Origin of the sequence: Micromonospora sp. HM5-17, from assembly GCF_003762835.1 — a bacterium.
Lineage (GTDB): Bacteria > Actinomycetota > Actinomycetes > Mycobacteriales > Micromonosporaceae > Plantactinospora.
Map to the genome: position 1 here is coordinate 899,772 of NZ_RJWA01000003.1, position 20,554 is coordinate 920,325.

12 protein-coding genes are annotated in these 20,554 nt (G+C 69.9%); 5 read left to right on the forward strand and 7 right to left on the reverse strand.

The window, feature by feature from the left end; all coding sequences use genetic code 11:
* Positions 1-42: 42 nt before the first annotated feature.
* On the reverse strand, positions 43-1,311 hold the full coding sequence (glyA, locus tag EF879_RS13455) for a serine hydroxymethyltransferase (protein ID WP_123558262.1): 1,269 nt from the start codon (positions 1,309-1,311) through the stop codon (positions 43-45).
* A 220-nt stretch (positions 1,312-1,531) separates the two neighbouring features.
* Positions 1,532-2,551 (reverse strand): LacI family DNA-binding transcriptional regulator, encoded by a 1,020-nt coding sequence (locus EF879_RS13460; protein WP_123558263.1) that lies wholly within the window; start codon positions 2,549-2,551, stop codon positions 1,532-1,534.
* A 449-nt stretch (positions 2,552-3,000) separates the two neighbouring features.
* Between EF879_RS13460 and EF879_RS13465 the strand changes: the two genes are divergently transcribed.
* On the forward strand, positions 3,001-5,499 hold the full coding sequence (locus EF879_RS13465) for a glycoside hydrolase family 2 protein (protein ID WP_123558264.1): 2,499 nt from the start codon (positions 3,001-3,003) through the stop codon (positions 5,497-5,499).
* 147 nt (positions 5,500-5,646) lie between these two features.
* Here the strand turns inward: EF879_RS13465 and EF879_RS28620 are convergent, their stop codons facing one another.
* Entirely contained in the window at positions 5,647-8,025 is a 2,379-nt protein-coding gene (locus tag EF879_RS28620; RefSeq protein WP_123558265.1) for an Hsp70 family protein, read from the reverse strand.
* A gap of 158 nt (positions 8,026-8,183) precedes the next feature.
* On the opposite strand from EF879_RS28620, the gene EF879_RS13475 reads away from it, so the two are divergent.
* The 4 genes from EF879_RS13475 (at position 8,184) to EF879_RS13490 (ending at position 18,498) form a co-directional block, all read left to right on the forward strand.
* Positions 8,184-9,356, forward strand: coding sequence for a hypothetical protein (locus tag EF879_RS13475; RefSeq protein WP_123558266.1), 1,173 nt, complete (start codon positions 8,184-8,186; stop codon positions 9,354-9,356).
* Between the two features lie 49 nt (positions 9,357-9,405).
* Positions 9,406-10,572 carry a serine/threonine-protein kinase gene (locus EF879_RS13480; RefSeq protein WP_123558267.1) on the forward strand — a complete coding sequence of 389 codons (1,167 nt, stop codon included), beginning with the start codon at positions 9,406-9,408 and terminating at the stop codon, positions 10,570-10,572.
* Positions 10,573-10,780: 208 nt separating this feature from the next.
* Positions 10,781-13,591 (forward strand): helicase-related protein, encoded by a 2,811-nt coding sequence (locus EF879_RS13485; RefSeq protein ID WP_233604416.1) that lies wholly within the window; start codon positions 10,781-10,783, stop codon positions 13,589-13,591.
* Complete coding sequence (locus tag EF879_RS13490) at positions 13,588-18,498, forward strand: class I SAM-dependent DNA methyltransferase (RefSeq protein WP_123558270.1); 4,911 nt, start codon at positions 13,588-13,590, stop codon at positions 18,496-18,498. Before EF879_RS13485 ends, EF879_RS13490 begins: the two co-directional genes overlap by 4 nt.
* Before the next feature lie 83 nt (positions 18,499-18,581).
* Here EF879_RS13490 and EF879_RS13495 read toward each other — a convergent pair whose 3' ends face one another.
* The 4 genes from EF879_RS13495 to EF879_RS13510 all read right to left on the reverse strand — a co-directional run bounded on the left by EF879_RS13495 (position 18,582) and on the right by EF879_RS13510 (position 20,381).
* Positions 18,582-18,938, reverse strand: a complete 357-nt coding sequence (locus tag EF879_RS13495) for a hypothetical protein (RefSeq protein ID WP_233604417.1) — start codon at positions 18,936-18,938, stop codon at positions 18,582-18,584.
* A gap of 19 nt (positions 18,939-18,957) precedes the next feature.
* The gene (locus tag EF879_RS26995) at positions 18,958-19,653 is read right to left on the reverse strand and encodes a hypothetical protein (RefSeq protein WP_148086433.1); all 696 of its coding nucleotides are present in this window, start codon (positions 19,651-19,653) and stop codon (positions 18,958-18,960) included.
* Positions 19,654-19,661: 8 nt separating this feature from the next.
* Positions 19,662-19,922: a hypothetical protein gene (locus EF879_RS27000; protein ID WP_148086434.1), complete on the reverse strand. Its 261-nt coding sequence runs from the start codon at positions 19,920-19,922 to the stop codon at positions 19,662-19,664.
* A gap of 240 nt (positions 19,923-20,162) precedes the next feature.
* A complete protein-coding gene (locus EF879_RS13510) occupies positions 20,163-20,381 on the reverse strand; it encodes a winged helix-turn-helix domain-containing protein (protein WP_123558278.1) in 219 nt (72 codons plus the stop codon).
* Between the last annotated feature and the right edge of the window lie 173 nt (positions 20,382-20,554).

A 20,554-nucleotide genomic window follows, 5' to 3' on the forward strand; every position in this document is an offset into this window, starting at 1 on the left:
CGGATCCGGCGCCGGGCGGTGGACCCGGCGCCGGCACGGCGGTCAGGCGGCGGCGTACCCGGGCATCGGGTATCCGGCGAGCAGGTCGCTGACCTCGCCGGCGATCCGGTCCAGCGTGGCGCCGTCGTCCTTGGTCGCCGCGGTGACCGCCTCGTCGATCCAGGCCGCCACCTGCGGCATCTGCTTCTCGGTCAGGCCCCGGGTGGTCAGCGCGGCGGTGCCGAGCCGGATCCCGGACGGGTCGAACGGCTTGCGCGGGTCGTACGGCACGGTGTTGTAGTTCAGCTCGATGCCGGCCCGGTCGAGTGCCTGGGCGGCGGGCTTGCCGCCGATGCCCTTGTTGGTGAGGTCGGCCAGGATCAGGTGGTTGTCGGTGCCGCCGGAGGTGAGGGTGAAGCCCCGCTCGACCAGCTCGGCGGCGAGGGCGCGGGCGTTGGCGACGACCTGGTGGGCGTACCGGCGGAAGTCCTCGGTGGCCGCCTCCCGCAGCGCGACGGCGATGCCGGCGGTGGTGTGGTTGTGCGGGCCGCCCTGGAGGCCGGGGAAGACGGCCTTGTCGATCGCGGCGGCGTGCTCGGCGGTCGCCATGATCATCGCGCCGCGCGGGCCGCGCAGGGTCTTGTGGGTGGTGGTGGTGATCACGTCCGCGTACCCGACCGGGGAGGGGTGGGCGCCACCGGCGACCAGGCCGGCGATGTGCGCGATGTCCGCCACCAGGATCGCGCCGACCTCGCGGGCGATCTCGGCGAAGCCGGCGAAGTCGATGGTCCGGGGTACGGCGGTGCCGCCGCAGAAGATCACCTTTGGCCGTTCCCGGCGGGCCAGGTCACGGACCTCGTCGAGGTCGATCCGGCCGGTCTCCCGGGAGACCTGGTAGCGGACCGGCCTGAACCACTTGCCGGTGGCCGAGACGGACCAGCCGTGGGTGAGGTGGCCGCCCATCGGCAGAGCCATCCCCATCACCGTGTCGCCGGGGGAGAGGAACGCCAGGTAGACCGCGAGGTTGGCCGGCGACCCCGAGTACGGCTGCACGTTGGCGTGGTCGACGCCGAAGAGCGCCTTCGCCCGGTTGACGGCGAGGATCTCGATCGGGTCGACGTACTGCTGACCCTCGTAGTAGCGGCGCCCCGGGTAGCCCTCCGAGTACTTGTTGGTCAGCACGGTGCCGCTGGCCTCCAGCACCGCCGTGGAGACGTAGTTCTCCGAGGCGATCATGCGCAGCTTGTCGTGCTGCCGCTTCGCCTCGCCCTCGATCAACGCCGCCAGCTCCGGGTCGGCGGCGGTCAGGCTCGGAATGGGTGGTACGTGCACGGCGTCGTCCTCCTGGCTGGTCAGGCCTGCGGGCCGATGCTATCGGTTGCCCGGCCGCCCGCCGTACGCGACGCCCGCCCTGGCCCTGGTCAATGCGGACGGTGTCCCCGAATCCGGCCGTGGGTCGGTCGCCGAAACAGGCTGACGCGGTCGCCGTGGCTCGCCCGGGACCCGCGGGCGACGGCGCGGCGCCGACCGCCGTGGTCACCGGGTGGCGTGCTCACCGGGCGGCGGGGGGTGCCGTGCTGCCGCGCGGGATCAGGTGCGCCGTCTCGTCCTGGTAGTCGCCGAGCGGGTTGCCGGCGATGGCGGCGAGCAGCCGCTGCGCGGCGTGCGCCCCGTACGCCGGGATGTCCCGGCTGAGTGCGGTCAGCGCCGGGTGCACGAGCTGGCAGAGCGCCGAGTCGTCCCAGGCGACGATCGAGACGTCGCTCGGCACACCCAGCCCCATCTCCTGGGCGACCGCGAGCCCGGCGATCGCCATCACGTCGTTGTCGTAGACGATCGCGGTCGGCCGGTCGGCGGAGCTGAGCAGCCGCCGGGTGGCCCGGGCCCCCTCCTCGCCGCTGTAGTCGGCGGAGACGGTGACGGACCGGTCGAGACCGAGGCGACCGCAGACGGTGCGGAACGCCTCGGTGCGGATCTCGGTGTGCAGCAGGCCGGGCAGCCCGCCGACCCGGGCGATCCGGCGGTGTCCGAGCGCGACGAGATACTCGACCGCCTCGGTGAGCGCCGCCGCGTCGTCGGACCAGACGTGGGCGAGGCCGCCACCGTGGCCGGGCCCGCCGATCACCACCGCCGGCAGGCGCAGCTCCTCCAGCACCGGAACCCGGCGGTCGTCGATCCGCAGGTCGCAGACGAAGACCCCGTCGACCCGCCGTTCCCCCCACCAGCGCCGGTAGACGGCGATCTCCGCCTCCGGACTCTCCACCACCTGGAGCGTCAGCGCGTACGACCGGGCGGAGAGCTCCGTCTCGACACCGCTGATCAGTTCCATGTAGAAGGGCTCGATGCCGAGGATGCGGGCCGGGCGGCAGAGCGCGAGCCCGACGGCGTTGGCGGTGGCGCCGGAGAGCGCCCGGGCCGCGCTGTTGGGGTTGAAGCCGATCTCCCGCGCGATGGCGAGGATGCGTTGCCGGGTGGCCTCGGAGACCCCCGGCTGGCCGTTCAGCGCGTACGAGACGGCGCCCTTGGACACTCCGGCCCGGCGGGCCACGTCGGCGATGGTTGGCCGCTTCACCCGGCGCTCCTTGTCTTGTCGGCCCGGTCGGGGCGGGGCCGTTCGGGGCACCTCCTAGTCTGCCCGGTGCCGCCCCGGTCGACCGACAGCCACCCCCGGCGACCCGCCGGCGGGCGACCGGGGCGCCGGCACACGAGCTTTTCCGGTTAAGCATAGCCGTGGGGCGATGGATCCCGGCCCGGACGGTCTCGGGGAATCGTCTGCCGGCGGAGGGGGTCGGCTCGGTGAGCGCGGTGGAGGGCCTGGCGTAATCGCCGTGGTCGGAGCGGGTCGCCGTCCCTCCGGTGGGTCCCCGGCCCGTTGACACGGCGCGGGGCCGCCCGTACGGTGACGGTACTTATCCGGTTCAGTTGATAGCCTTCGATTTTGGCGGCCGTGTCTCCGTCGGCGACGACTCGCCACCCGGCGACGACCCGCGCGAGCGACGACCCGAGTGAGTTGAGGTGCCCGTGACGTCCTGGCAGAGGCTGCACGATGGTTGGTTCCTGACCGCGGTGCCGAACCCGGAGGTCCCGGAGGCGGTCGCCACGGCCCGGGTCCCCGCCACGGTGCCGGGATGCGTCCACACCGACCTGCTCGCCGCCGGGCTGATCCCGGACCCGTACCTCGACGAGTACGAGTCCGCCCTGGGCTGGATCGGCCGGACCGACTGGTGCTACGAGACCACCTTCTCCTGGGCCGGCGACCCCGACGACGACGCCCGGGTGGAGCTGGTCTGCGCCGGCCTCGACACCGTTACGACGATCACCCTGAACGGCGTGGAGGTCGGCCGGACCGCCAACATGCACCGGAGCTACCACTTCGAGATCCGGCCGCTGCTGCGGGTCGGCGACAACCGGCTGCAGATCCGGTTCGACTCCCCGCTCCGCTACGCCGAGCGGTGGCGGGACCGGCTCGGACCCCGGCCGAACGCGTACCCGGAGCCGTTCAACTTCATCCGCAAGATGGCCTGCAACTTCGGCTGGGACTGGGGTCCGTCGCTGGTCACCGCCGGGATCTGGCAGGAGATCGGGCTGCGGACCTGGCGGGTCGCGCGGCTGGCCGAGGTCCGCCCGCTGGTCACGGTGGCCGACCGGGAGGGCCGGGTCGAGGTCCGCGTCGCGGTCGAGCGCGCCGCCACCGGAGCCGCCGTCGGCGGCGGCGTCGGCCACCCCGTGCCCGAACCGGTCACCGTCCGGGCCTCGGTGGCCGGGGAGACCGTCGAGGCCGTGCTCCCGCCCGACCAGCACAGCGTCGACCTGACCCTCACCGTCCCCGACCCCGAGCTGTGGTGGCCCCGGGGGTACGGCGCCCAGCCGCGCTACCCGCTGGAGGTGACCCTGCACGCCGGCGGGGCGGAGCTGGACGCCTGGCGGCGGCGGATCGGCTTCCGCTCGGTACGGCTGGACACCACCCCCGACGCGCACGGCACCCCGTTCACCCTCGTCGTCAACGACCTGCCGATCTTCGTACGCGGGGTCAACTGGATCCCGGACGACTGCTTCCCGACCCGGGTCACCCGGCGGCGCTACGCGGAGCGGCTCGGCCAGGCCCGCGACGCTAACGTCACCTTCCTTCGGGTCTGGGGCGGCGGCCGGTACGAGTCGGAGGACTTCTACGACCTCGCCGACGAGTACGGCCTGCTGGTCGCCCAGGACTTCCTCTTCGCCTGCGCCGCGTACCCCGAGGACGAGCCGTTCCGGTCGGAGGTCCGGGCCGAGGCGGCGGAGCAGGTGGTCCGGCTGGCCAGCCACCCGAGTCTGGTCCTCTGGTTCGGCAACAACGAGAACATCTGGGGATTCCACGACTGGGGCTGGCCGGAGCAGCTCGCCGGGCGGAGCTGGGGTGCCGGCTACTACTTCGACCTGCTGCCCGAGATCGTCGCCGAGCACGACCCGACCCGGCCGTACTGGCCGGGCAGCCCGTGGTCCGGCAGTCACGAGCGGCACCCGAACGACCCGGCGCACGGCAGCATGCACATCTGGGACGTCTGGAACCAGCGCGACTACCTGCACTACCGGGACCACCGGCCCCGGTTCGTCGCGGAGTTCGGCTACCAGGGCCCGGCGACGTACGCGACGCTGCGCCGGGCGATCCGGCGCGGGGAACTGGCGGCGGACTCGGCCGCGCTGGCGCACCGACAGAAGGCCGTGGACGGCACCCTGAAGCTGGCCCGGGGGCTCGCGGCACACCTGCCCGAGCCGCGCGACTTCGACGACTGGCACTACCTCACCCAGGTCAACCAGGCGCGGGCGGTCACCGTCGGCATCGAGCACTTCCGGTCGCTGCGGCCGTACTGCATGGGCAGCGTGGTCTGGCAGCTCAACGACTGCTGGCCGGTCACCTCCTGGGCGGCGGTCGACGGCGACGGGCGACGCAAACCCCTCTGGTACGCGCTGCGCCGGGCGTACGCGGACCGGCTGCTCACCGTCCAGCCCCGCGACGGGCGGCCGGCGCTGGTCGCGGTCAACGACGGCGGTGAGCCGTGGACCGGGCGGGTCGAGGTGACCCGGCTGACCCTGGCCGGCGAGCCGCGCGCCAAGACCTCGATCGCGCTGGACGTGCCGGCGTACTCCTCGGTGACCTGGCCGCTGCCGGCCGACGTCGCCGTCCCCGACGAGCCGCGCGCCGAGCTGCTGCTCGCCGATCCCGGCAGCGCCGGAGCCCGGGCGTTCTGGTTCTTCGCCGAGGATCGCGACCTGGCCTACCCACCGGCCGAGTACGACGCCACGGTCGAGCCGGCTCCCGACGGGGTACGGGTCCGGGTGACCGCCCGGACGCTGCTGCGCGACCTGGTGCTCGCCCCGGACCGGCTCGACCCGGCGGCGGAGGTCGACGAGGCGCTGGTGACGCTGCTGCCGGGGGAGTCGACCACGTTCACCGTACGGTCGGGGCGGGCGCTGGATCCGTCCGCGCTGACCACCCGACCGGTGCTGCGCTGCGTCAACGACCTGGTGACGCCGCAGTGATCCCCGCTGGGCCGGCCCGGGCGCGGCCGGCGCGGCGGCCCGTGTGAAGACGGCCGTGCCCGGCCCCGGCGGCTGCCCGGTGTGACGTTCGGCGGACTCAGGAGTTCCGGGCGACGGCGGACTCAGGAGTTCCGGGCGGCGGCGGCCTCAGGAGTTCCGGGCGGCGGCGACGTCCCACAACCGGACGGTGTGGTCCTGGCCGGCACTGGCGAGGAGCTTCCCGTCGGGGCTGAACGCCACCGTGTAGACAATGCTGGTGTGCCCGAACAGCGCGTCGCCGACCTGGTCGGCCCGGTAGTCCGGTGGGGTCACGTCCCACAGCATCACCGTGTCGTCCCAGCCGCCGGTCGCCAGCAGTGTGCTGTCGGGGGAGAAGGCCAGCGCGCCGGCCGGTGCGCTGTGCGACAGGGCGTTGTCCTCCCGCAGCGCGCCGGTGGCGACCTCCCACAGCCGGCCGGTGCCGTGCTCGTCGATGGTGACCAGGACCTCGCCGTGCGGCGAGAAGGCGACGCCGTACACCTCGGACTCGTGCTCGAGGCGTAGGGGGGTGACCTCGTCGCCGGACCACTCCTCACCGGCCTCCTCGGCTTCCTTTCTCGCGCGCTCGTTCTCGACCAGCTCGGCGAGGTTCCACAGCTGGACGAGGCCGTCGTCCGTCCGCGAGGCCAGCAGCGTGCCGTCCGGGGAGAACGTGACCTCGTACACCTGCGTCGAGTGTGGGATCGTGGCGAGCTGCCGCATTGGCTCGACAAGCTCCCACAGCCCCACCGTGCCGTCCTGGCCCGCGGTGGCCAGGATGCTGCCGTCCGGGGAGATCGCCAGGTCATCGATGCCCTCGTCGTGGCTGGTCTCGATCGTGTCGACGAGATCGCCGCTCTGCACGTCCCACAGCCGTACGATGTGGTCGTCACAGCCCGTGGCCAGGGTCCCGTCCGGGGCGAAGGCCACGGCGTTGACCAGGTACGGATGATTGAGCACCTTGCTCGGGTGGCGGTCATCGCGCACGTCCCACACCCGGACGGTCTCGTCCGCGCTGCCCGTGGCGAGCGTCGTGCCGTCCGGCGAGAACGCCATGTCGTAGATGTCGTCGGTGTGTCCGGTCAGGACATTGCTGTCGGACCGGAACAACGGTGGCACCGTGAGCGCCGCGATCACCACGATCGCCGTGGTGGCCGCCGCCACCACCGTGCCGATGAGCCAGCGCCAGAACCGGTGTGGCGGCCGACCGGTGGAAATGCGAGCCGCGGGGGGCACGGCCGGGCCGGTGCTGCCCGGCGCGGCCCCGACACCGAGGGCGCCGGCCGGTGAGGTGGGTCCGATCCCGGCGTACGGTGCCGGCCCAGGGGCCAGCGCCGGTGGGGCTGGTGTGTGCGCTGCCGGTCCGGATGTCGGGGCTGGTGGGGCCGGCACGTGTGCTGGCGATACGGGTACGGGTGCCGGTTGGGTCGGCGGCTGTGGTGCCGCTCCGACGTGCAGCGCGCCCTCGGCGACCACGATCTCGGGGTGGTCGAGGGCGGTGGGCGCGATCCGCAGCGCGCGATGCAGCAGGGCGGCGGCCAGCGGTACCCGGGATGACCCGCCGACGAGAAACACCCCCGCGAGCCGCTCCGGCGCGACCCGCGCGTCGCGTACGACCCTGACGGCCAGGTCGGCGGTGCGGGTCAGGTGGGGGCGGGCGGCCTGCTCGAACTCCTCCCGGGTCAGGTGGATCATCGTGTCCACGAGCGGGATGTGCAGGTCGGCGGTGGTGTGCCGGGACAGTTGCTCCTTGGCCGCGCGGGCCGTGCGCCACAACAGGTGGCGGGCCTGGTGGTCGGCGGGGCTCTGCGGCCAGTCCAACCGCCCCCAGGCATCGGCGGCGTCGCCGGTCAGCGACCGGGCATGCGCCACGACGACGGCGTCGAGATCCAGGCCACCCACATCGTCCAGCCCGGAGCTGGCGACCACGTCGAACCCGGTCGCGGTACGGCGTACCACGCTGACGTCGCACGTACCCGCGCCCAGGTCGTAGACGAGCAGGTAGCGGTCCACCGGAAGGTCGTGGCCGAGAACGTGGGCGAAGTACGCCGCGGCGGCGACCGGCTCCGGGACGTACGTGCAGCCGCGCAACCGCGCCCGCTCGGCCGCCGCGGCCAGCACGTTCAGCCGGGTACGTCCCCAGCTCGCGGGATGGGTCAGCACCGTGCTGGCCGGTGGTGCTCCGGCGACCCGGGACGCCTCGGCGGCGACCCTGCCCAGCACCGCCGAGACGACGTCGACGATGTCGCACTCGCGATCCCCGAGCCACAGCACGCGTTCGTCGATCCGGCGCTTCGGGTTGACCTCCAGGCCGGCCGGGTAGCCGAGCGCGGCACGTTCCGCGTCGGCGCCGGTCAGCAGCTCGTCGCCGCCCGGCCGGGCGAACACGTTGGACGCCAACAGGGGAGAGCCGTCGAACAGCAGCGGCCGGGCACGACCGTCGGGGTCGGCGAGAACCGCGACCGTGCTGGAGGTGCCGAAGTCGATCGCGAGGCGGTGTCCAGGCATCCCCACGAGGGCTCACCCTAGATGATCGAAATTGCCCGGTCGCGAGCGCCGATGGCGGGAACGCCCCACCGGACGGGGCGATGGTCAGCGTAGCCGTTTTCCTGTCGGTCGCGTTGAGTTACCCTCTAATAACTGACAGATGTCAATGGGGGGGCGATGTGGCGCCCGACCGGACCCAGTGGAGTGCTTCCTCGGCCGAGACGGCCGACCGATTCGACCGCACGCTGTTGTCGCAGTGCTGGACGGACGATGTCGAGGCGGTCCGGACAATCGCCGACCGTCCCGGAACGGGCCTCGTCATCACCGCCCGACAGGGCGGCCTGGACGACGTCTACCGGTTGGCTCGCCATCTCGTGGAAGGAGCCGGTTACGAGCGCCCGCTTCTGTTGGACGCCAACCGGTACAGCGGCACCCGACGGCTTCCCGCGACGGCGCCGTTCGACCAGGACTGGATTTCTCGACAGCGGGAACTGGGCCTGCCGGTGCTCACCGACTCGGGATACCTGGCATCCGGGGATGAGAGCGGGCTGATCACGATCCTGGATCAGACCGCGCGCCTGGGCGACGCCATCGCCACGCTGCCCCTGCACCTCGACTGGCTCACCACTCCGAGAGGGCGGTGGCAACTGCTGCGGCAGGTGCGGGCGTACGGCGTGCCGGTCGCGCCCGTACTCGAACACCGGGCCGACCCGTTCGACGCGCGAGGTGCCGTCGACGGCCTGCTCGGCCTGCTCGACTGCGGGGTTCCGGTGGTGCTGCTCCGCAGCGACGTCTCCGCGCTGGGCGCCCTCTGTTGCGGAGCGGTCGCGGCGGCGGTCGGCACCCGCGCCACGCTGCGGCATCTCACCCCCGTGCCGTCGGCGCCCTGGTCGGGACCCCGGAATCCGCCGAAGCCGTCCGTTGTCGTGCCGCGGTGTCTGGCATACAAGCGGCTGGGCGAGGTGGGAAGGACGAGGCGGAAACACCCGGAGGTCGCCGTGTGGTCGTGCGACTGCGAGACGTGTGACGGCAAAGAACTCGACTGGATGCTACGGCTGCCCCCGAAAAGACAGGAAAAACTCGCCATCCAGCACTCCCTGCGCACATTGCTCTCGCTTCGCGAGCGGCTTGTCGGCCCGCGACCCGAGGAAGACCGGATGTCCTGGTACGCCCGGTGCGGGGCGGCCAGCTTCTGGCTACGCGAGGTCGGCTGGATCCGTCCATCGGCGTTGCGGTACTGGCAGGAGGCGATTGTCCCACCTGGACGATCCGATTCGGCGGTGCCTCGGCCCCGTTCGGCCCGGCCAACTCCGGCCCTTTCGCGGAGCCGGCAGACTCCGCCGTCGATGTGATGGCGGTAATGTACTGAGGGTCGTCGGTGGGGAGGCGGTTCGGTGGGTGATGACGCTGCCCATGGTGCGGAGGCTTGGCGACTACCAGCTCGTCAGCCGACTGGGCCACGGCGGGATGGGCGAGGTCTACTTCGGAGTGTCACCGACCGCGGACCGGGTGGCGGTCAAGGTCATTCGGCCTCACCTGCTCGGCAACCCGACGGTCCGGCAGCGGTTCGCGGCCGAGGTGGAGAACCTGCGGCTTGTCTTTGGCACCCGGGTGGCCCGGTTCGAGGGCGCCGATCCGTTCGGCGAGCCCGCCTGGCTGGCGGTGGAGTACGTCCCCGGCCTGACCCTGGCCCAGTACGTCGAGCGACGCGGTCCGCTGCCACCGGACGTGGTCGCGATGGTCGGGGCGATGCTCGTCGACGGTCTGGACCGGGTACACCAGGCTGGCCTGCTGCATCGTGATCTGAAGCCCAGCAACATCATCCTGGGCCGGGACGGGCCGGTGCTGATCGACTTCGGCCTGGCGGTGCTGGCCGGACGGGACAGCTACCTGACGGATCCGGGTCAGGTGGTCGGTACTCCCGACTACCTGGCGCCGGAACGGGTTCGGGGCGAGGAAGAGATCGGTCGCGCCTCTGACGTCTACGGGCTCGGCGCGACCCTGGTGTTCGCGTTGACCGGGCAGAAGCTCTACCCGAGGGCGAAGAGTCTGCACGCGCTGCTGCTTCAGATCGCCGACCCGGCCGTCCTGCCAGAGCTGTCGGCGGTGCCGGCCGAGATGGCGCCGATGCTCGGCGCGATGCTCGCCCATGACGCGTCGGCCCGGCCCGGTTTGTCGGCCGTCCGAGAGCGGCTGCTGGCGATCGCCACGGCCGACGGCACTCCGGTCGCCGAGGTGCGGCGGCGGATGACGGATCTGACCTTTGACAGCACCGCCGAGCTGGTGGTGCCGGCGGAGCTGGATGATCCGCTCCGGGACCCGGAGGAGACCGTTCGGGGCGGAGGCGGCAGCACCGACGAGGATGTGTCGGCGCCGGCCTCGGAGCGGTCCGAGTCGGTTCCGCGATCGGACGGGCACGCCCATGACGGGCACGCTGCTGACGGACAGGCCGGTGACGATCGACGGCCGACGGAGCCGGACCGTGAGCCGCCGGGCCGGGCTCGACCGGACGTCGACTGGCTGATCGACCGGCTGCGCCAGCAGTACGCCCGCCGCGCGACCCTCTGACGCCCACCGGCCGCCGTCCGTCTGCCTTCACGGAAGGCCTCCGCCGTACCCGCACGACAACCGAAGAACCCCTCGTCGCGAAGGACGCTCCCGCATGACGCCTCCGCCCCTCCCCACCGCCGATGCGACGGCTGTCACCGATGGCCCGACCGGGCCGAGAGACCCCGAGGGACCATCCGGGACCCAGTTTCCGCCCGGGTCGCGCATCGTGGTCCGGGACGAGGAGTGGCTGGTCCGTTCGGCGAAGCCGGTCCGTGGCGGGGTGATGATCAAGGCCGTCGGGGTCTCCGAGTTCGTCCAGGACGTCGAGGCGACGTTCTTCACCGAGCTGGACACCATCCAGACGATGCGGCCGGAGGAGACCGACCTGGTCCAGGACACCTCTCCCCGGTTCCGGCGGAGCCGGCTGTTCCTGGAGGCGGTGCTGCGGCGTACCCCGTTGCCGCAGTCGGAGCGAGGGCTGGCGTTGGCGGACCGGTTCCTGCTGGATCCGCTCACCTACCAGCTTCGGCCGGCGGAGCTGGCCCTGGCTGGGCTGCGGCCCCGGATTCTGCTCGCCGACGTGGTCGGGCTCGGGAAGACGCTGGAGATCGGGCTGATCCTGGCCGAGCTGATCCGCCGGGGTCGAGGTGACCGGATTCTGGTGGTCTCGCCGCAGCAGGTGCTGGAGCAGTTCCAGCGTGAACTGTGGACTCGGTTCGCGATCCCGCTGGTGCGGCTCGACTCGACCGGCATCCAGCGTATCCAGCAGGAGATTCCGGCCGGGCGGAACCCGTTCACCTACTTCAGGCGGGCGATCATCTCGATCGACACGCTCAAGGATGCCGGCCAGTTCGGGCACCATCTCGACGCGATCGAGTGGGACGTGGTGGTGATCGACGAGTCGCACAACGTCATCAATCGCGGGACACAGCGCAACGAGCTGGCCCGCCGGCTGGCCGCCCGCAGCGACGCACTGCTGCTGGCCAGCGCCACCCCGCACAACGGCGACCGGCGGTCGTTCGCCGAGTTGATCTCGCTGCTCGACCCGACCGCGATCGTCGACCCGGACGACTACTCGCCCGAGGACATCGCCCACCTCTACCTGCGGCGGACGAAGATCAGTCCCGAGGTGCGGGACCAGATCGGCAACCGCTGGGCCGACCGGGGACCGTCGCGCGCGCTGCACTGCCCGGCCAGCGCCGCCGAGGAGCGGGTCTTCGCCGAGCTGACCGAGGTGTGGCTGGAAGGAAAGTGGAGTGACCATCCGATCCGGGGTCAGGATCGACTCTTCCCGTACACCCTGCTGAAGTCCTTCCTCTCCTCGCACCGGGCGCTCGCGGCGACCGTGGCGGCGCGGGCGAAGAACGCGACCGGGCGGGAGCGGGCGGCGCTGGACCGGCTCGCGGAGCTGACCGCCGCGATCTCCGACGACGAGTCGAGCAAGCTCGACCGGCTGGTCCGGGAACTGCGGGACGAGATCGGTGTCGGGCCGGGCAGCCCGGTGCGGGTGGTGATCTTCTCGGAGCGGGTGCAGACGTTGACATGGCTGGCCGAGGTGGTGCCGCCTCGGCTCGGCCTGCCTCCCTCGGCGGTACGCGTCCTGCACGGCGGCCTGACGGACGCCGAGGAACAGCAGGTGTTGCAGGAGTTCGAGCTGGCCGGCAGTGACGTCCGGCTGCTCTTCACCGGTGACGTCGCCTCGGAGGGGGTCAACCTGCACCAGCAGTGCCACCACCTCATCCACTACGACATCCCGTGGAGTCTGATCCGGATCGAGCAGCGCAACGGCCGGATCGACCGGTACGGGCAGCGCCACGAGCCGCAGTTCCGGGCGCTGATCCTCACCTCGACGGTGCCGAACGCCAAGGACGACCGCACCGTCTCCGAGAAGCTGCTGGCTCGGGAGGAGGCGGCACACCGCAGCCTGGGCAGCGTCTCGGCGGCGATCGGCATCTACGACGCCAAGGCGGAGGAGGACCGGCTGGTCCGCGACCTGCTGGACGGCAAGTCGGTGGACGACTCGTACGTCTACCGGGCCGATGAGGAGGTTGATCAGCTCGCCGCCCTGATGGCCGGGGTGGGGGAGTCGCCGGTCGGTGTCGAACCGAAGCGGGTGGAGGTGCCGAGACTCTTCGCCTCCACCAGCGACTTTGTCGACACCGCCCTAGCCGAGCTCTACGACGACCGGCCGGAGGACCGGATCGGGCTGCGCCGCGAGGACGAGCTGATGTCGTTTCTCGCCCCGGCGGATCTGGTGCACCGGCTCGCCGACCTGCCCCGGTCGTACCTGCGGGCCCAGGCCGAGGGCGACGAACTGCGGCTGAAGGTGACCTTCGACCGGCGGCTCGCCCAGCGCAAGCTCGACGAGGCCCGGCGCGTGAAGAAGCCGACGTGGCCGGAGATCGCGTTCGTCAGCGACGTCCACCCGATGGTGGAGTGGCTGGTCGACAAGGTGCTGGGCCGGCTTGGCCGGCAGCAGGCGTTGGTGTTGACCGCGAAGGTCGACGAGCCGGTCTTTCTGGTGCAGGGTGTCTACTGCAACCGGCTCGGCCAGCCGACGGTGGTGGAGTGGATGGCGGTGACCGGGCTGCCGTCGGCTCCTCGGGTCGGTCCGATGGTGGCGGCGTTGGCGGCGGCCGGGGTCGGTCCCGGGCTGGCCAACCCGGGGCGGCCCATCCCGCTGGCCGGGTTGAAGGCGTTGGTGCCGGCGGCGATCGAGGCGGCTCGGGCCGACCTGGCGGCCCGGCGGGCCGAGTGGGACGCCGAAATCGCCGCTCCGCTGCGCGAGCACCGGCGGAAGCTGGAGCGGTTCGCGCAGGCGGCGAGCCTGTTCGACGAGCTGCCGGCCGCGCAGCGGGAGCGCCGCCGCCAGCGGGTGAACCGCACCGTACGGGAGCAGACCGACCTGGTCACCCGGTTGGAGACCGTCGGTGACCCGCTGTTGCGCCTGCTCGCCGTGTTGGCCAGTCCGTCGACAGTGGACGAGGCGTCGCTGCCCGCGACGGCGGCCGGCGCCGGATCGGAGGTCGGGGCATGAGTGTCGAGTCGCTGACCAACCGGGGCGAGTACCTGTCCCCGCACTACCTGGCCGAGGTGCTGCCGAACACCGTGCGGGATGGGCTGGCCAAACGCTGGGCGGCGGAGGAGCGGGGCGGCCGGCTCACTCCCCGGGCGGGCCTGCGTGGCTTCCGCCGGGACTACTTCGACCGCAAAACCGAGCTGACTGACCGGGAGCTGTTCGACCCGGAGCGGCTGCGCAAGCTGCACGGCGAGCTGCTGAAGGCGCTCGGCTTCCACGACCCGGCGCCGGGGATGATCACGGTCGAGCGGGCCGGGCAGGAGCAGCAGATCCCGGTGGCGCACGCCGAGCCGGGCACCGGCACCGGGCACGGCATCGTGGCCATCGACTGCGGCTGGGCGGTGGACACCGACGCCGCCCAGGACCCGACCGAGGCCGGCCGGCTGCTCACCCCCGTCGAGCTGGCCGGCGGGGAGCGGATCGAGACCGGGGCGAAGCTCGCCTCCTGGCTCTTCGCCGCCGAGGACCCGCCCCGGTACGTCCTCATCCTCAACGGCGCGGTGATCACGCTCGCCGACCGCAGCGTGTGGGGCGAGGGGCGCTACCTGGCGGTCAGCCTGGACGCGCTGTACGGCCGCAACGACGAGCGCGAGTACGACGTGGTGGCCGCGCTGTTCGGGGCGGACTCGCTGCGCCCGCCCGCCGAGGGCGGCAGCGAGCCGCTGACCGAGCTGGTCGCCGGCTCCCGCCAGCACGCGGTCGGGGTCAACAGCGAGCTGCGCGAGGGGCTGCGTACCTCGGTCGAGTTGATCGCCAACGAGGTGCTGGACCGGATCCGCGAAGCCGGCTACCGGCCCGAGGAAATCGCCGACCTGGACGAGCTGGCCCGCGACCTGAGCCGGGAGGCCCTGCGCTACCTCTACCGGATCCTCTTCCTGCTCTATGCCGAGGCCCGGCCGGAGCTGGGGGTGCTGCCGACGAAGGATCCCGAGTACCTTCAGGGTTACAGCATGGCCCGGCTCGGCGATCTGGTCGCCCGACGACTGCCGCCGTCGGCGAAGGACGGCTTCCACCTCTACGAGTCGCTGGACCTGCTGTTCCGGATGGTCAACGACGGCTACCCGCCCCGGAGGGCCGGCGAGGAGCCGGGGGAGCCCACCAGCGAGGGCGAGGGGCTGCGCTTCGAGCCGCTCCGCTCCGACCTGTTCCTGCCGGAGGCGATCACACTGATCGGCCCGCGGGTGGGCAGCGACCCGGACGACCCGGACGGCCCGAAGATCGACACCCGGTTGCGCAACGCCACCCTGCACGAGGTACTGCGCCGCCTGATGATCACCAAGGGCGGCCGGCGGAAGCGCGGCGGGTTCATCTCCTACGCGCAGCTGGGGATCAATCAGCTCGGCGCGGTCTACGAGGGGCTGATGTCCTACACCGGGTTCATCGCCACCGAGCGGCTCTACGAGGTGGCGAAGCACGGGGACCCGAAGGACGGCTCGTGGATGATTCCCGAGTCCAAGGTCGACGACTACGACGACGACGTCTTCGTGCTCAAGGAGCACCCGGTCACCGGGCACCGCAGCCGGGTGCCGTACGAGCCGGGGCAGTTTGTCTACCGGCTCGCCGGCCGGGACCGGCAGACCAGCGCCTCCTACTACACGCCGCAGTCGCTGACCGAGGTCACCGTCCAGCTCGCGCTGAAGTACCGGATCGAGGAGGCCGGCGCGGGCCTGCGCGCCCGGGACCTGCTGGACTGGACGATCTGCGAGCCGGCGCTCGGTTCCGGCGCCTTCCTCAACGAGGCGATCAACCAGGTCGCCGCCGAATATCTGCGCCGCCGGCAGAAGGAGCTGGGTGTCAACCTCGAACCCGAGGACTACCGCCTGGAACTTCAGCGGGTGAAGGCGTACATCGCGCTGCACAACTGCTACGGCGTCGACCTGAACCCGACCGCGGTCGAGCTGGCCGAGGTGTCGATCTGGCTGAACGTGATGCACGCCGGGCTGCAGGCGCCGTGGTTCGGTCTGCACCTCAGGCGCGGCAACTCGCTGATCGGCGCCGGGCGGCGGCTCTACCGGCCGGAACAGCTCACCAACCGGTCGTGGCTGACCACCGCTCCTGAGGACCGGCCGTTCCGGGACGGCGACATCGAGCCGGGCACCGTCCACCACTTCCTGCTTCCGGCCGACGGCTGGGGCGCGGTCGCCGCCGAGCGCGAGGCCCGCGAGCTGGCGCCGGCCGAGACCGAGAAGCTCAAGAAGTGGCGTACGGCGATCAAGCGCGCGCCGTCGGCGAAGGCCACCCGGAGGCAGCCCTCGCAGGTGGCCCGGTTGCAGGCGCTCGCCGGCCGGGTCGAGTTCCTGTGGAAGCTGGTCCAGCGACGGCTGGAGATCTCGGAGCGGGAGATCCGCCGGGACATCCCGGTCTGGCAGCCGGAACGGCCGCTGCCGCCGGCCGACGGGGCGGTGCCGAGGGAGAAGATCCTGGCCGACCTGACGGCGACCGGCACGCCGTACTGGCGGTTGAAGACCGTCATGGACGTCTGGTGCGCGCTGTGGTTCTGGCCGCTGGACGCCGCCGGCCTGCTCGACGGCTCCGCCGACGTCTACCCGGCCGATCCGGTGGAGGTCACGCACGTCCGTGAGGTGCCGGCGTACGACGCGCCGGTGTCCTACCAGAAGCAGGACCTGTTCGGGGCGGTCGAGCCGGTCCAGTTGACGATGCCGGCCAAGCCGACCCGGACCCGGAGGGTGAGCTTCGCCGAGCAGCTTCGCCGGCCGGTGCCGCTGGCGAACCTGGACGACTGGCTGACCTTCGCCGAGGCCCTGTTGGGCCGGGCCGACCTCCCGACCGACTCGCTCGTCTCCCAGCTCACCACGCTCGCCGAGCTGAGCGAGTACGAGGGGAGGCTGGAGGGCCTGATGGGCATGGAGAGCCCGCTCCGGCTCGAAGAACGCTTCCCCTGGCTGCACACCGCGATCCGGATCGCCGAGGAGCAGGGCTTCTTCCACTGGGAGCTGACCTTCGCCCAGGCGTTCGCCAGGGGCGGCTTCGACCTCCAGGTCGGCAACCCACCCTGGGTACGGCCGCGCTGGGACGAGGGCGGCGTACTCGCTGAACACGATCCTTGGTTTCGGTTAGCTGAGAAAGTTCCGGTCGAGATTTGGAACGCGCGGAAAAAAGTCCTCACCGAGCAATCGCCGGAAGCTCGGTCTGACTTTCTTGGTGAACTGGCAATAAACTCTGGCATGGTTGCTGTACTCGGACATGTCGCCAGCTATCCGCTGCTTGCAGGGACGCAACCGAACCTTTACCGGGCAATGATGTGCCAGGTCTGGTGTCACATTGCCCCTAATGGTATCGCGGGCTTGCTGCACCCCGATACCCATTTCGCCGGTACGAAGGAAGGGGTCCTGCGGGCTGCGGCATATAGTCGGCTTCGTGTCCATGCAGGCTTCATCAACGCAGCCAACTGGGCCTTCGCGGACGCCACTCGCAGCACCGAATTTGGCCTGCACATTTACGGCGAGCCGGGGTCAATAGGATTCAGTCATTTGAGCCGCCTTTACGCCGCGTCGGTTCTGCCGGAATCGCTGCGACACCAGGGCGAAGGGCAAGTGCCTGGGCAGCGCCATCGCGGGGCATGGGACAATCGGCCGCACCGCTCGCGAGTCGTAGAGGTGGATGAAAAGACCTTAGCCTCATGGCGGCGGTTACGTGGTGAGGAGCACGAGCTTCCGGTCGAACAGACTCCGCTACTTCAGCCGATAACCGTCGAGGAGGAGCGTGCCATCTCGGCACTTGCGATGGTCCGCCGTCGACTTGGGGCTGACCAACCACGAATAAGCAGGGGATACGACGAAGCAAACGCAAAGAAAGATGGGGTCATACGGTGGCGGCAAATGGTTCCTCGGAACCCTAACGAACTCATCATTCAAGGCCCGCACCTTGGTGTCGCTACGCCGTTCGCGAAGCAGCCCCGTGTCCCATGTCGGACGAGGAGCGACTGGGATCTCCTCGACCTATCCAGCTTGCCATGGAACCATCTGCCCAGAACGAATTATGTGCTTAGTCAATCCGAGTCTGCTAATCGGAACTCTCAGGACCTGTGGGGTGGCCGCCGATACACCGAATACTATCGCTTGGCGTGGCGTCGAATGATAGCATTCGATATCGAGCGTTCGCTTTTTGCTGCCCTGATCCCTCCTGGTCCGGCGCATGTGGACGCCGTTCATTCACTTTCGATGAACAGTGATCTTCTGACGGCCCTTCAGGCGGGGTTCTGGGCCTCGCTGCCACTGGATTATCTGTTGCGGATAGTTGGGCGCGCTGACCTTCGGCATGCGGATGTTGCAATGCTTCCGGCGGCCGAGCAAAACCATCCACTAGCGTCTGCGCTGCTGCATCGTACATTGCGGCTCAACTGTTTGACTGATCTATTTTCATCCCTCTGGTCGAGGTTGTATGAGCGAGCATGGGTTAATGAGCAATGGGTAGTGGCATGGCCTCAGATTGAACCGTTAGGAAACGTTGGACCGACGTGGACGCGCGCGACGCCGCTTCGGACGGAGTTTGCTCGACGAGCCGCGTTAGTCGAAATTGACGCACTGGTTGCCGTCTGGCTTGGGATCGGGATCGAGGAACTGCTCGCGATTCTTCGTGCGCGATACCCCATTCTGACGGAGCGAGAGGAGGAGATGTGGTTTGATGCATCCGGCCGGAAGATCGCGGCTGACCCGTACACTTTTGGCCACGGTCAAACGAAGCAACATTATCAGCAGCTGATGGCGTACCTGGATAATCCCGAGCGGAATCCGGTGCCCGAGGGGTATACGGCGCCGTTCTATAAGGTGGACCGGGAAAATGAGTACCGCCAAGCGCACGCGGAGTTCAGCCGGCGACTTGCCGAGCGTCCGCAAAGGTCTTGAGCTGTGCGTTGCGCTGTCGATTAGCGAAGCCTTAACCGGCTGTGATCCTAATCCTCGTCTCGAGTATTAGGTTGGGCTTTAACTTACATATACTCTGCTGCGGTCTTCTCGGCCTGTTGGATGAACTGGTCAAGCTGCGAGTCGGTCATGTCCTCGTCGTGGAGCAGTGTGCCGAGAATCGCGATTTGTGCAGAGAAGGCGGTATCGGGTGCGATGTCGTCAACCAGGTGTGTCTCTCCGAGGACGGCGCGGATCATTCCTTCCATGGCAAGCGCGGGAAGCTCCGTACCGTCCTGGTAGCGTGCGCGAGTGTCAGCGACGAATCGGGCGATGTCCTGGAGGCTCTTGCCGCGGAACCGTTTGTCGACGGCGAGCGCGAATGCTGCGCTGATAACCTGGGACCCCTCACCCCATCCGGATTGATCCAGCCGCTCCAGCACGCGATCTGCGTAGTCCCAATCACTCTTCGCTATCGCCCGGATGAGGTCGCTGGTTGCTTTCCTTGTTTCCACGTGACCGGAACCTCTCTATGCCTCTGCGTGCTAGTTGACCGGTTTTCTGGATGGTGACGCCTGTGATTAGGCCCAGGACGAGGAAGTTCCCCACCGCCTCCGGCGCGTCAATTCTTTCGAACACCGATGGCTGGCTGGGCGTGCGTGCCGTCGTGCTGGCCGCCTGTGTACCGGGGGGCTTGACGATGTCCTTGATGATCTTAATGGTGTTCTGTGCCACCTCGGTAGCGGTCTTGCCGGTGTCCTGAATGTTTTCTATGTTGCGGCTCGTCCTTCTTAGGAACGCGCCGATGGTGCGCTCGCTGTCTCCTCGCTGTTCGGCCTCACGGAGTAGCTGCTCGCCTGACGGCATCTCGGCCTCCGAGACGTCCGACTCCGATGCCGACCCGGGGGCGATCCTGTTGAGGTAGGTGGTGAAGCGTGCTCGTGCCTGGGTCAGCAGCCGGGCGGTTCTGGCCGCCTTCTCGGCAGCCGTCCGAATATCGGTGAGCGCTTCCTTGATCTGTGGATGGTCACTGCCCGTGGCTGCTTCGGCGTAGTGCTCGTAGGCTTGCTCCGCATCGGCCTTGGCTCTCATCGCGGTGACTGCTGTTGCCGCGAGGCGGTCGCGGACAGCCAGGAGCTGAGCCACCACCTCACGCATCGGCTCTGTCATCCGATGGCCGCGAGGTAGGCGTTCGCGTGATCGACAGCTGCATCGATACGGCGTTCCGTCAGGTCGACCTCACGGCCAAGACCTTCAAGGATCTTCAGCCCAGCCTGGGCATCTTTGTCCTGGCTGTCGTGGATGGTGACTCGGGCGAGCTGTTCCGCGGCGGCGGCCCCGGCGCGTACCCGATCCAAAGTGGCCTTGGCTTCGTTGGCTGCCTGGTTACCCTCGCGGATCGTGCGCTTCACCTCGTCGACGTTCATCCCGTCACCTCCCGGCTAACGGAGGACGTCTACGAGCTCACGGGCGGCAGCGGTGATGGTCAGCGTCGCTTCGAGCGGCTGGTCGCGCATCAGGTGGCCCTCCCCGATCTGTGGCGGCTGGCGTGGACCACCACATGGATGCGATCGCATCCATGTGTTCGGTCAATCGCCGCCTGTGATGGAGGATAGAGGAGGCTTGCAGCCCGGAGCGTCCTTGCCCGCACCTCGGTGCCCACCGGCCTACTTGGGTTCGGCCACGAAGACGCCGAGTCCCTGGGTGCTCTCGACAAGTCCTTCGGCGCGCAAGGCGTGCATGGCGTAGCGGATCACGGAGTCAGAGACATGGTGCTCGGCTTTGAGCTGCGCCGTCGAGGGCAGCTTGTCGCCGGGCTTCAGCTCGCCGGACTTGATCTGCTGGCGGATGTGGTCCGCAAGTCTCTCCCATTTCGGTGCAGGCATGTGTACTCCTCGGTCTCCACCGAACATGAGATCACGCCCGACTTGTGACTGCAAGCTGCCTGTACCAGCAAACTTAGCTTCAGCGCCTAAGCGCTTGTTGACTTAAGCGCTGATCTGGCTCTAGGTTGAGGGCGCGTGACACTCCTCGGTCTCCAACCCGGGAGCGCTCGCAC

Bases quoted from the DNA above. Each gene is read 5' to 3' on its own strand.
- EF879_RS27000 (WP_148086434.1), bottom strand. From the start codon at position 19,922: ATGAACGTCGACGAGGTGAAGCGCACGATCCGCGAGGGTAACCAGGCA.
- EF879_RS13490 (WP_123558270.1), top strand. From the start codon at position 13,588: ATGAGTGTCGAGTCGCTGACCAACCGGGGCGAGTACCTGTCCCCGCAC.
- EF879_RS13480 (WP_123558267.1), top strand. From the start codon at position 9,406: ATGACGCTGCCCATGGTGCGGAGGCTTGGCGACTACCAGCTCGTCAGC.
- EF879_RS26995 (WP_148086433.1), bottom strand. From the start codon at position 19,653: ATGCGTGAGGTGGTGGCTCAGCTCCTGGCTGTCCGCGACCGCCTCGCG.
- EF879_RS13510 (WP_123558278.1), bottom strand. From the start codon at position 20,381: ATGCCTGCACCGAAATGGGAGAGACTTGCGGACCACATCCGCCAGCAG.
- EF879_RS28620 (WP_123558265.1), bottom strand. From the start codon at position 8,025: ATGCCTGGACACCGCCTCGCGATCGACTTCGGCACCTCCAGCACGGTC.